This window comes from Paenibacillus sp. NPDC057934 (assembly GCF_042887565.1).
Taxonomy (GTDB): domain Bacteria; phylum Bacillota; class Bacilli; order Paenibacillales; family Paenibacillaceae; genus Paenibacillus_AQ.
Map to the genome: position 1 here is coordinate 235,551 of NZ_JBHVPB010000011.1, position 12,647 is coordinate 248,197.

General features: G+C 48.4%; 11 protein-coding genes. 3 read left to right on the forward strand and 8 right to left on the reverse strand.

The window, feature by feature from the left end:
• The first annotated feature begins 115 nt into the window (after positions 1–115).
• The 3 genes from ACFVRY_RS24400 (at position 116) to ACFVRY_RS24410 (ending at position 2,739) form a co-directional block, all read left to right on the forward strand.
• Positions 116–796: a response regulator transcription factor gene (locus ACFVRY_RS24400; protein WP_387502887.1), complete on the forward strand. Its 681-nt coding sequence runs from the start codon at positions 116–118 to the stop codon at positions 794–796.
• On the forward strand, positions 784–2,181 hold the full coding sequence (locus ACFVRY_RS24405; protein WP_387502888.1) for an ATP-binding protein: 1,398 nt from the start codon (positions 784–786) through the stop codon (positions 2,179–2,181). The genes ACFVRY_RS24400 and ACFVRY_RS24405 overlap by 13 nt, the downstream gene beginning before the upstream one ends.
• Positions 2,182–2,244: 63 nt before the next feature.
• Entirely contained in the window at positions 2,245–2,739 is a 495-nt protein-coding gene (locus ACFVRY_RS24410; protein ID WP_387502889.1) for a hypothetical protein, read from the forward strand.
• A gap of 170 nt (positions 2,740–2,909) precedes the next feature.
• Here ACFVRY_RS24410 and ACFVRY_RS24415 read toward each other — a convergent pair whose 3' ends face one another.
• From ACFVRY_RS24415 to ACFVRY_RS24450, 8 genes are all read right to left on the reverse strand, one after another.
• The gene (locus tag ACFVRY_RS24415) at positions 2,910–3,806 is read right to left on the reverse strand and encodes a DUF6612 family protein (protein ID WP_387502890.1); all 897 of its coding nucleotides are present in this window, start codon (positions 3,804–3,806) and stop codon (positions 2,910–2,912) included.
• A gap of 189 nt (positions 3,807–3,995) precedes the next feature.
• Entirely contained in the window at positions 3,996–4,553 is a 558-nt protein-coding gene (locus tag ACFVRY_RS24420; protein WP_387502891.1) for an SLOG family protein, read from the reverse strand.
• A 122-nt stretch (positions 4,554–4,675) separates the two neighbouring features.
• Positions 4,676–5,335, reverse strand: coding sequence for a response regulator transcription factor (locus ACFVRY_RS24425; RefSeq protein WP_387502930.1), 660 nt, complete (start codon positions 5,333–5,335; stop codon positions 4,676–4,678).
• Positions 5,313–7,694 carry an ATP-binding protein gene (locus ACFVRY_RS24430; protein ID WP_387502892.1) on the reverse strand — a complete coding sequence of 794 codons (2,382 nt, stop codon included), beginning with the start codon at positions 7,692–7,694 and terminating at the stop codon, positions 5,313–5,315. The genes ACFVRY_RS24425 and ACFVRY_RS24430 overlap by 23 nt, the downstream gene beginning before the upstream one ends.
• A 34-nt stretch (positions 7,695–7,728) precedes the next feature.
• Positions 7,729–7,902, reverse strand: coding sequence for a competence pheromone ComX (gene comX, locus ACFVRY_RS24435; RefSeq protein ID WP_387502893.1), 174 nt, complete (start codon positions 7,900–7,902; stop codon positions 7,729–7,731).
• Positions 7,903–8,028: 126 nt separating this feature from the next.
• On the reverse strand, positions 8,029–8,949 hold the full coding sequence (locus tag ACFVRY_RS24440; protein ID WP_387502894.1) for a polyprenyl synthetase family protein: 921 nt from the start codon (positions 8,947–8,949) through the stop codon (positions 8,029–8,031).
• A 107-nt stretch (positions 8,950–9,056) separates the two neighbouring features.
• Positions 9,057–10,181: a hypothetical protein gene (locus ACFVRY_RS24445; RefSeq protein ID WP_387502895.1), complete on the reverse strand. Its 1,125-nt coding sequence runs from the start codon at positions 10,179–10,181 to the stop codon at positions 9,057–9,059.
• 360 nt (positions 10,182–10,541) lie between these two features.
• Positions 10,542–12,572 carry a beta-galactosidase gene (locus ACFVRY_RS24450; RefSeq protein ID WP_387502896.1) on the reverse strand — a complete coding sequence of 677 codons (2,031 nt, stop codon included), beginning with the start codon at positions 12,570–12,572 and terminating at the stop codon, positions 10,542–10,544.
• Positions 12,573–12,647: the final 75 nt, after the last annotated feature.

Below are 12,647 nucleotides of genomic sequence, written 5' to 3' on the forward strand. Positions count from 1 at the left end.
GTATCTGTAAGACTAGCCCTCATTCTAACAAACCAATATGTCGGGAAGAAGTCAAAGCAACGCCAGCATGATTATGATAAAATTGGTGTACTTTTTAGAAGGAGGCTCTGTGATCATGCAGTCCATTTTGATTGTGGAGGACGAGGAGGCCATCTCCCGTGTTCTCAGCGCTTATTTGCGAAAAGCAGGCTTCAGCGTCACCCGGGCGTCCGATGGACGTTCGGCGCTGGAGGCCTTTACCCTAAATCCCCCATCCCTGATTCTCTTGGATGTGATGATGCCAAATATGGATGGCTTCGAACTGCTGACCCATATTCGCGCGAAAAGCAGTTGCCCTGTCATTATGCTAACCGCCAGGGGCGGCATTAAGGACCGGCTCGCCGGGTTGAACGGCGGAGCGGATGACTATATGTCCAAACCGTTTATCCCCGAGGAGGTCGTAGCCAGAGTAAAGGCTGTGCTGCGTCGTCCTTCCCAGTGGTCCGATGGAAGCCGCAAACGGCATTTTGGCAGTCTGTTTATTGACTATAGCGCTCGAAGCGTCTTTCTTAACGGAATTGAGGTGAGTCTCAGCCCCCGCGACATGTCTGTACTGCTATTCCTGGCCGAACGGCCGAACCAAATCTGCACCAGGGATCAACTGCTAGAGCATGTATGGGAAATGGATTATGACGGAAGCGACCGCGCCGTGGATCTGTCGATCAAGCGGGTCAGACAGGCCCTGTCGCACTGGCCTGCCAGCGAAGGGGAAATCCGCACCTTGCGCGGTACGGGGTACCAGCTATGGACAAACTGAATAAAGGTACCTCAATCCTGTACTATTGGACTATCCGTTATTTGTTAATTATCAGCATTGGCCTACTGATCACTACAGCTGCCACGTTCTGGTGGATTCAGCAGGAGGCCATGGAGAACCGAATGCAGACCACTGCTTTGCTCGCTCAGGAATTTGCCGACCTTAGTGTCAAGGATGGCTCCATCAACATTTCGCCTCGGCTCGGAGATTTGTTTGAGAATCGAAAGCAGTTCTTCAAGCTGAATACGGACATGTGTGTCATTATCATGGATCAGAGCGGTCAAATGTTATTTTCCAGTCCGCCGATGAGCAAGGAACGTATGCGTATGGAGCTTAATGAGAGCCTCAGCAATGCCCGCAGCCGGGAGTACAGGGCGGCCACAGCGCCGATTAGCGGGCCGGAGGGCATGCTGGGCAAAGTATTCGTCCTGCAGTCGGTGCGATCACTCAAGCATATCCCGCGAAATGAGGTTCTCTTCTTCGGGCTCCTCCAAGTGTTCCTGATCATCCTGAGCTGGCTGACCATCTATCTCCTATCCCGCAAGCTAGCCAAGCCGGTCCAGACCGTTGCAGCTGCCGCAGTCCAGATCAGCGGTGGAGAATACAATATCAAGCTTCAGAAGGGCGCCAAGGAGCGGGAAATCAACGAATTGATCGTATCGTTTCAGGACATGGCTGGTAAGCTACAACAATTTGAGGAGTCCCGGGCCTTTATGTTGGCTGGGGTCTCCCATGAGCTGAAGACTCCGGTCACATCCTTTAAGGGTCTTATTCATGCGGTAAGAGAAGGTGTCGTTGAGAACGACGAAGCCGAGGAATTTCTGGATATTGCCCTATTGGAGGCTGACAAGCTACAACGTATGGTCGAAGATCTGCTGGATTATAATGCGATGACTGCGGGCATCGTTCCGATTCGCCACAACCGGATTGCGGCCAGTCCCCTGCTCTCTGAGGTTGTGTATCAATGGAAGCTGACGCAAGCGGAAGAGGTCTGTGAGCCGATGTTGATATTGCCCACACAGTCTTTGTACTTGCTGGGAGACCCGCTACGCATTCAGCAGATCATCGTGAATCTGCTGAACAATAGCGTTCAAGCCGGGGAGACCGGTAGGAAGCTTCAGCTGACCCTGGAGCTAAAGGAGCAGCCGGAGGGCACTGCCAAGATCATCGTAACAGACAATGGTACTGGTATCGCCCCTGACATGCAATCTCAGGTGTTCGAAGCCTTTGTCAGAAGCCGGGAGAAGAACAGCATTGTCCGTGGACTAGGCCTGGGCCTCACCTTCAGCCGCCTGTTGGCCGAGTCCATGGGCGGTAGTCTAGACCTGCTGGAGAGCTCAGAGCAAGGTAGTACCTTCCTGCTAGAGCTGCCGCTACAGCGCTAGAAGTAGTCTGCTACAGGCCAGTCATGGTATAATCACTTGCACAATGAAACCGGAGGCTTATAGATGCTGACATTTGAACAGAAATTGGATATTCTTGATTCCTACCCACAGCTCCAGCGCAACAATGTATCGCTCGGGCGCGTGAATTATCATTACGAAGAAAGTCGGCATGAGAAGAAAACGGTGGCCTACCACCTGCATCCGAACGGTAATGGCTATGTCTATGGAGGACTGCTGCGCGGATATGAGACGGACAGCAAGGGCCTAGTGAACATTCGCGACTTCTCGGAGGACGAACTGCGCACCCTGCTAGATGCTTCGATCGCCTCTTTGTCCATCAGCAAGCCGGAAGCTCCAGTGGTCAACAAGCGCAAGAAGAAGGCTCCTTCGGGAGAAGAGACCCGCTGGGTGAATGATGAAGGTCATACCCTTACACTGAGACTGGAAGATGATTTGTGGTATCTCTATGCCGATCTCAACCTGGAAATGGCCTTTGAGACGGTAGATGAAGCCGAAGAGTACTTGGTTGAAGAAGGATTTGCTCCATCGAACGGATAATTTTGCTCGATAGTGGCCCCTTTCGGAAAAAGCCTGCAAGCCCACAGCTTGATGCTGTTGGTGCATGTAGGCTTTTTTTTGCTGCATTGAACGCGGTTATCTTCCAATACAATACAAAACAGCACGCCCCCAATCCTCTGGAGACTTGCTGTTTTTCTCAAGCGTAACGATTACTGGGCTGCTGGTATTTGCACCTCTTGTGCGTTTTTTGCTTCGTCCGGAACCTTGATTTCCTTGATCTCGTTATGCTTTGAAAGGTTCCCGGTCATTTTCATGTCGAGGCTTATATTCTGGCCGGATGCTTCCATATCCATTACCATATCTACATTTGTTTTAGTAGGCAGGTAAGTTTTCTTGTCGACAGCATATGAAATCTTCATACTCTTGATGTTCATTTGCTCCATCAGTGCTGTCATTTGCGGGTCTCCGTTACTGGCCTGGTCCATATAACTTTTGGCTAGTTCCTTCACGTTATCGCCAGATACTTCAGCCGTTAGCAGATAGGCATCTCCCTCTTCAGATACCGTGGTATCCTTGGCAATAGACTTGAATTGCTCCAGCTGTTTCTCCGGGCTACCGGATTCCTTAACCATTTCAGTCATTTGAGCGGTCATCTCGGACGGTAATTTCATCCATTGTCCCGCCGTTTCGGTATAGATCCCGTCTGCCGTAATATATTGTTCGATCTTCTGTTCACCTTGGCCCGCCAGGTCCATCAGGATCTCCTGATGCATCTGCATAGGCTCTTTAATGATTTCAGATGTTATAGTCATCTTCACTTTTTGATCCTGCGAAGTGTCGCCCTGCTTCATTTTGATGTTTTGCTCAATTTTTGATTCTATCGCGAAGCTCTTGAGGCTTTGGCTGGCTTCGGTAGTTTTTTGAATCAATTCTTCAACCGTTGGCGTTCCCGGCTTGGCATCCCCGTTTGTTGCCAATTCATTCGATCCTGTGGTTGCGACAGGGTCAGATACGTTGGCCACGTTCCTGGCTCCCTCATTGTTTCCGCACGCGGTAAGACTGATGATTAAAATCGCCCCTAGTAATACAGTAGTCCATTTCTTCAAGTTCATGATCCTCCTGAGTGTTTTGGTATATGACAAATGCTCATGGAAGCATATGCCAACTATTTATATGTTAGCTATTACCCAGAAAAGAACATTTTCTAACAAAAAAATATTTTTTTCGCGTTTCACTCCCATTTATACAAAATATATATTCGGCAAAAACATACGTGTAACTGATCGGATAATCTGTTATTCATACTCGCTTCGGGCCTCTTCATCCGCAATATTCTGGATTTCATCCGCATGAATCAACAACAATCCATAGTCACCCTCCGCATGAAGCTTAAGTGCCTTCTCCTTCATGAATTTCGGGCTGCCTTCGGCTGCTTCCTCATCATAGAACAGAAGAATGCCGTCACTCTTACGGAACAGAAGATCATCTCTAGCCCGGAACTGCCAACTTCCGTCATAGGGAGCGTTACTAACCGCACCGTAATAGTCCGCACCAGCCACGATGCGGCGGTATTCATTCTGCTTATCTTCCTTCCACTTCTCCTCCGGTGCCGCATGGGCGGTAATGATGCCGAGCTTCAGGTTCGGATACTGCCGTTTCAACTCCAGCACCACTTCACAGGCCCAGAGATCAACACCATATTGACCCGGCGTGATCACCCATTCCAGCCCTTCCTCCACAAGAGGGAGCAGCCTGGCAGCAAGAGCTTTTTTGATATAAGGAATTCCTGGATGCTTGTTATCAAAAATCCCGAGTTCATGCGCACGATAGCCTGTCACTAACAATGTTTTCATACCTTGCCTCTTTCTCTCCGCTGCTTTTCTTAACATTATATAATACATTATCTAATCCAAACCAACGTTCATCTCATAAAAAAAGCACCTGCATCCACCTCACGGAGGGTACGAGTGCTCTCTTATAAGAAATCCCCTGTATGTATCAGTCCCAGCCGCTTGGCTTCCATAATCGCCTCCGATCGTGATCGGACTCCCAGCTTCTCAAATATTCGCGTTAAATTATATTCCACCGTTCGCTGGCTCATCAATAGGCGTCCGGCAATCTCCTTGTTACTGCTGCCTCCGGCCACTTGCTGGAGAATTTCCTGCTCCCGCTCGTTAATCGAGACCTCCTCCAGACGTCGGTCCTCCCGGGAAGCCGACAGCCGGACTTCATTGCGCCGAAGCTGCCGCAAGAGAGGGATCGGAATCACAGCTTCACCTCTGAGGGAGCAGCGGATAGCACTTAGTAGTTGTTCACGCGTTGCAGTCTTGCTGACCATGCCCGAGACACCAGCTTCCACCAGCAAGTTAAAGTGTGGGCTAAGCTCGTACCCGGTATAGATCAGAATACAGTAGTCAGGATTAATCTGCAGCATCCGTTTAGTCAGCTCAAGACCGCTAATGACGGGAATGTTCAAGTCGAACAGCATAACATCAAACTTCTGCGTTTTTACCAGTTCTAGGGCCTCAACTGAAGTATAACAAACCGTGACTTGCATGTCAGGGTCCTGCTCAATCATATTTTTGGTTCCTTCGCAGACTGAAGGATGATCGTCAACCAGCAAGATGGTGATTATCTGAATCTCCTCCTTCCCCATTTCTCGATGTCGGCACCAGTGGGAACATTAGGCGAACCTCAAAACCCTTGTTCAATTCCGAGAAAAAGCTTACTTCTCCATCCAAGCTGCGGACTCGTTCCTTGATCCCCGATATTCCCATATGCCTGAAGGAATCCTGCAGCTTGGACAGCTCTAGTCCGCGGCCGTTGTCCTTGTAATGAAAAAACACCTGATCTCCGTTCTGCTCCAGCTCGATCTGGATATCGGTGGCTTGAGCATGCTTGCCCGCGTTGTGGAGTAGTTCCTGCACAATCCGGTAGACCGCAAGAATCTGTGAATCATTTAATTCGATCGACGTCATATTCGTCTGCAATGTGATCGAATAATTCGAACGAAGCCGTTCCTCCGCGAACAACTGCTCCAGAGCCTCAATCAACCCCATCTCGTTCAGTAGCGGTGGCCGCAGCTCATTACAGGTCTGGCGAATCTGGTGGATTACATCCAGCAGCCCTTCCTTGATCAACTCCAACTGCTTCCATAGTTCGTCCTTCATAGGATAATCAAGCATCAGTGCTTCAAGCTTGCGGTACCAGATCAACTGATCCTGAAGCGCTGCATCATGCAGATCAGCGGCGAGCCGCCTCCGCTCATTCTCCGAAAGGGTAAAGATCAGGCGAAGGACCCAGGATGGCACATCCTGCTGATTCTTCATTTGTGCTTCAAGGTCCTCAATCAGTCCTTCTATCAGATAAAGATTCTCATAGACAATCCCGCTGTAATGAGCAATCGTCCGCAGCCAGGTACGCTCATCCAAATTGAGGCTGGTATGATTGTCCTTATCATCGATCCATAACAGCTCATGAGTCATTCGGTAATGACCGATAACAAGACCTACGCCTTGCGGCAACGCAATCATCTCGCCTACAGCCGGGTGCAGGGCCCGTTCCTGGAGACTACGAACAATTTGCGGCTTAAGCCGCTCCGTCCCCGTAAGCGTATGATGTCCTGTCTCCTGGTCATAAGTAAGCTTCAGAAAGACCAGTTCGCTCACAGGAAGAATCGCCCGGATCTCGCGGACCAATACCTGTTCCAAATCGGAAATCTTCATGACCCGAGAGACTTGCTTGGAGAACCGTTCAATGCTTCCCTGAAAATTATAAGACTCCTTCAAAAAGCTGCGCCGCAAACGGAAATCTATGAACTCCTTGGCGAAGAGAAATACCGTCAGAATGAAATAGACCACCAGAAAAATCTGAACCCATTTCAGCCAGGTATACTGTGATTGCTTCAAAATCCCAGCCATTAGCCCGATAATGAGCACCGCTGGAATAAATGAAATTGCCGTATAATACAAAAAACGGTTCAGTACAAAATCAATATCAAAGAGACGCCGAGTCATAAACAGATAGAAATACACTACCGGTATAGCGAATAAAAACACTGCCGAGATCTCGGCTGGTACCACTGGGACTCCCCATAGCTCCGGTACGCTGTAAAATAGCAAGAACGGTAAAAAAGCAAGCACATGTCCGGTCAATGTAAACTTGAACAGGACCTGTAGCTCACCTGTACGGTGTTTGTAATATTTAGCGATCAGCTTGCAGACAATCCAAACATTCGTGGAGCTGAAGAAGACCAGCAGTACCTTCGATTCCATTAGGAGCATAGAATAATCGGTTAAAGCACTCAGAGTGACGGTGCTTCCCACCACACAAGCCATGAAGTATAGCATTCTTAGGCAGACAAGAGAGATGAAATCCTCCTTATAGCGTGCGAGATATTCCCTCATGAAATGGGCGAAGAAAACCGGCAGCAGGGAAAAGCTCCACCCCAGGGTAACTCTGCCGACCGGATCGACCAAACCGGAAGCCGTAGAGCTGAAATAACTCAGACCGGTACTCAGGAAGAACAATATCAGGATATTAGCGGCCCGATCATTCTTTTGCCTGTAATATACCTGGAAAGAAAAGACGAGAAACAACAGCAAAGAGACACTTGGAAACACAAGGTGAAGGATTAGGCTCCAATTGGAAATCCTGCCTTCTACGATAAAGTGAAGCCTTGCGGCTTCTCCCTCATTCCCCTTGCGGATCACATCAAGCGTCTCTGCCCGTTCAATCACTTTATACTTCTGGACAAGCTCGTAATCGGCCGCTGCCTCTCCATTGATAGCAGTGAGAATATCCCCCTGCTGTAATTGACCGTTGGCCCAACTGTCCCCGTCAATCTCGGCCACCACAACCTGTCCAAGATCGCTTATGCGCACACTGACTCCAATCTTCTGCTGGTTCAGTACCACATTACTCAAATAGAGTACCAACAGTAGCAATGGAAGCAAGAAAGTTATTAGTTTAAGTTTGGAGCACAATCTGGGCAAGGGTACAAGCCTCCATCACAGCAGTTATTCTTTCTTAGTACCAGTAGCGGTTAGTACGCATAACATTTTCAGGCTTTTCATTACGGATAATATCCATCAGTGCCTTACGCTCCCATGAAGTCATACCAGCCAGTTGAAGCTGTCCACTTTGGAACTGAACCTGCGCCTGTGGATTCTTCACAATATTCTGAAACATCTCTTTCAACATATTAAATTCCTCCTAATAGGGTAGTAGATTACACTTTCTGAACCCAATATATCAGGTCTAACCCTATCCTCAAACGACAACCTGTCCCGTATTTTCCGCAAACCTGTTTGCGGTACATTGCTTGGACTATTCCGCGGCTGCAATCAGCGCTTGTTTCCAGGGTGACTCCAGCCCCATGCTATCCAGAATCTCACGAAAATGGTAGTAGGAGGACCGCTCCCGGAAAGAAGCGTACATAGATGTTCCCGTTCGTTCCACAATGACGGCAAACTCCTCACTTCGGTGCAGAATATCGCTGAGTTCTAGACGGCCTTCGAAGTAATCAGACACCCAACGCTCCTCCTCTTGATTGATAGAGGAGAGCAGGAACAGCAGCGGAAGGGTTCTTTTACGCTGAAGAAAGTCACTTTTATGATCCCAGTTCATCAGGTCCCGGAAATCATTCTTGATCTGCGCCGAAACGCCTATTTCCATTGCGTATTCCTCTACATGAGGGGAAACATCGCCCGTTGCCAGGATCACGCCGATCATACAGGCACAAACCAAAAGTGCAGCCGATTTTTGCTTAACCATGGTGATATACTCTTCCTCTGTGGAGATCGTGTTCAGCAAATCCAGCGTCTGGCCGTTGGTTGCTGTTATCACCTGGCGGCTCAGGTACATTACGGCTTTATGAATATGTTCGGAGGGAAAACGGCAGCATAGAAGCGTCTCATGGGAGAGTGTCAAGAAAGCGATCGCAAGATTTAACGCAATATTCTTCGGCAAATCATTCCATGGCATAGCCTTGTGGTCATCGTCCTGAATGTCATCAATAATATCGAGCGCCAGGATCATGAATTCCACCGCAGCAGCCGCACGGTATATATCATCCCCACAGCCACCGAACATTCGATAATGCAACAGCGTCATTCTTCCACACATTAACGATTCTGTCGCTTTCACCTTTACAGAGGTTACTGCTGCCTCATACAGGTAGTCTTCAGCAAAACTGCGGAGTACTTGGGCTTCCATCTCTTCTGCCAGCTTCATAGCGCCATCTTCCACGATATTCCTCCCATATCGAACTAGATAGTATATAATCTCTATTTTATATGATATAGTCTTTTTATTCCATAGTTTTACTAATAAGTAAAGTCATCTCTCTTTGGACTCTAGTGAACCATTCGCTCATTGGCCTCTCCGTTCATAAGCATCGCGCTGAGCTCCAGATAGGCCTCACGCCAGTTCAAAGACAGACCTTGCTCCACGGTCTCCGCGACCAGTCCTGAAATTCGCTGCTTCCGGACAGCTGATACTTGAAGAAGTGATATTAGCGAATACAGGATGGAGTCGATCATCCGGTAGATGATAAAGCCTTTGTCGTGGCAATGCTTCTGGAAATCCGCCAGGGAATGGTAGATCAAGTGAAAGTCGTTAAGCGCATCATACCGCTGGATGAAGTCACTACTCTCCAGCAGTTTCTGGAGTGTTACCTCCCCTTCCTCGAACGCTTGATTAAGAATCGTTAGTAAGCAATCTATGAATATCTGCAAGCGACTAAAAATGAATTCCCGCTCATACTTCCCTTCGGCAAACCGCCGCAAACCCACTTGAATAAACTGCTGCTCCTCCTCAGTCCGGCTGAACAGGTTCTCCCAAATACTCCACTCCGCGCCGGTTTGTTTGCTAGACAGCTCCATCTGGCCTTTGATATACTCCAAATTGGCGCGCAGCGACAAATATCCGTATCTCAAACCTCCCGCAGAGCGATTGACATTAATCAAAAAGATTTTGGCGCATTCAATATTTTGCCGTTCAGCGGACAGGGCTGTCCATGTATCGAACAGGTCTACCAGCAGTTGGCTTTTGAGCAGCTCAATCTCATAATTCATCCGGAAGCTCCCAATCGCATTGTTGTGCTGGAACTCCTTTTCCTCCTCCACTGTTACTTCGCCATCTATGCGCAGTGGAAGGTAATCTCCGCTATAACCCTCCAATTGGGCTAATTTGTGCAGGATGTTCTCATAATCCTCGTATTCAGTCCGCGGTCTGGGCCGACTATAGCGCTCCGCCAGGCGACGAATAACAGACTCAAGCCCGTTGTCCGCTTCAGCGGCGGGAAAGCTTATTTTCATATGGAATCCGTGTGTCCAGCTTCTCTGAAAAATCACATTCATCAACCTTCTGGCCTGAACAAACCGGATTACGCCTTGCAGCAAAAAAGTAATAGCCTCGTTATCGTATAAATAGCAGTTGATCGTACGCATCCCCGTACCGCTGCCCTCTCTACTCATCAATCATACAACCCCCGTCGTTCTGTGATCTTTGTCCCAATAAACCGTACCCGCTTACCTTAACACAGCTATAGCATGACCCTCACCGAATATGTGATGTAGGAAAACCGCATACTTTTTGCGGGGCTGAGAAGAACACGCAGGCATGTTATAAATTGGGGGTACCAGCAAACGACTCTCCGTAAAGCCGCATCCATACAAAAAAAACGGTATAATCCAATTTATGGATAACACCGTTTTCATTACGATAACATCTGACATCATTCCGCTAGCACCTGACCAAGCTTATCTGCATTTTCCGCAAAAAAAGACGGCTCCCAGAATGCGATAATCCGCATCCGAGAAGCCATCCTTGTATAAGTCTTACTTCTTGTCAGACAGGATCAGCACACCATGTGCCGGAATTGCCGCCGTACCGCTGACTTTGTTGCCTGTCAGCAAGTCCGTACGCTCTGTAGAACCAATATCGGCACTCAATTCGCCATTCGTATGGTTCAACAAGAACAGATAGGATACACCATTTTTCACCCGTTGTACGGATTCGATTCCCTCTGGTGCCTTCACCAGCGGAAGAATGTTCTGTTCTGCGCACAGGTTGCCTAGGAAGCCGCGCAGGAATGCTGCATCCGGGCTGGTAGCCACATAATAAGCTTTACCTTCACCAAAGCTGTTGGCAGTCAATACTGGCATGCCTTGGTAGAAGTCGGAACCGTAGCGGGCCAGTACTTCTGCGCCTTCAGAGTGAATCAGGTCGCACAGCAGATTACACTTGTACGAACCATTCAGCTCGCCCCAGCTCTTCTCCATCACAATCTCATTACTCATTTCAGGCAGCAGAGAGTCGATCTCTTCAGCCCAAATACCAAGCAGATTGCGCAGTTCACCCGGATAGCCGCCCAAGGTAACAATATCGTTCTCGTTGACGATTCCGCTGAAGTAGGTAGTCACGAACGTACCGCCTGCTTTCACGAAAGCTTCGATCTTCTCTTTTACACCCGGTTTGAGCATGTACAACACCGGAGCAATGATCACTTTGTATTTAGAGAAATCTTCTTTGAGGCCGATCATATCGGCTTCGATGTTCTCTTGATACAGGGCGTCATAATACTTGTGAATTTCATTGACATAGTCCAAGCCGACGGAAGGCCCACTGGATAATTCAACCGCCCAGCGGTTTTCCCAGTCGTACAGAATACCGACCTTAGCTTCGCCGCGCGCATCCAAGAGTTCATCGCCCAGTAGCTGAAGCTCTCTGCCCAGCTCTGCAGTCTCGCGGAAGACACGGGTGTGCTCATGACCTACATGCTCAATTACTGCACCATGGTACTTCTCACATGCACCGACAGAACGGCGAAGCTGGAAGAACAGCACAGTGTCTGCGCCGTGAGCTACTGCTTGATAGCTCCACAAGCGCATTACGCCCGGACGCTTCAAGGAGTTGTACGGCTGCCAGTTCTGCTGGCTTGGTGTCTGCTCCATCAGCATGAACGGTTGTCCGCTCTTGAGTCCACGCATCAGATCATGCGACATTGCAGTAAAGCTAACCGGAGTATCTAATGCAGGATAGTTATCCCAAGAAATTACATCCAGATGTTCAGCCCATTCGAAGTAGTTCAGCCCTGGATAGAAGCCCATCAGGTTCGTAGTGATCTGTACATTCGGACAATGCTTTTTAATCGCATTGTATTCAAGCAAATAGCATTCCAGATGAGCATCATTCATAAATCTGCGGAAATCAAGGGAGAGGCCCTGGAAGTTCGTATTATTGCCATCCCATTCTTCACTCAGCTCGCTAGGGAGAACAATCTCATCCCAGTCGTAGAATGTATGTCCCCAGAAACGAGTATTCCACACCTTGTTTACCACATCAAGGGAGCCGTAACGCTTCTTCAACCATACACGGAAAGCAGCCGCAGATTGTTCTGAGTAATCATAGTTGCTGATCTCATTGTTGATATGCCAAGCAACTAGTGCTGGGTGATCTTTGTAGCGCTCTGCTAGCTTGCTTGCTAGACGTTCAGCAAATTCACGATAGATAGGGCTATTCATATTAGAATTATGGCGTCCGCCGAATTTACGCTTTCTACCCTTCACATCGACTTGAGTAACTTCCGGGTATTTGCGTGCCATCCAAGCCGGATGCGCAGCTGTGGATGTTGCAAGACAGACATACGTACCACTCTTATATAGACGATCCATTTGGGCATCGAGGAAAGAGAAATCATACGTATCTTCATCGGGTTGAAGCATAGCCCAAGAGAATACATTTATCGTCGCAACATCAATGCCAGCCAGTTTAAACATACGCTCATCTTCGGCCCATGTCGGGGCGTCCCACTGCTCAGGGTTATAGTCACCACCGTACCAAATCTTCGGCAATTTATCGTTGATCATGTGTAGCACATCCTTTATAGTATAATTATATATTTATTGTAAACGGTTAATCACTCCCTTTAAATATAAAATTTT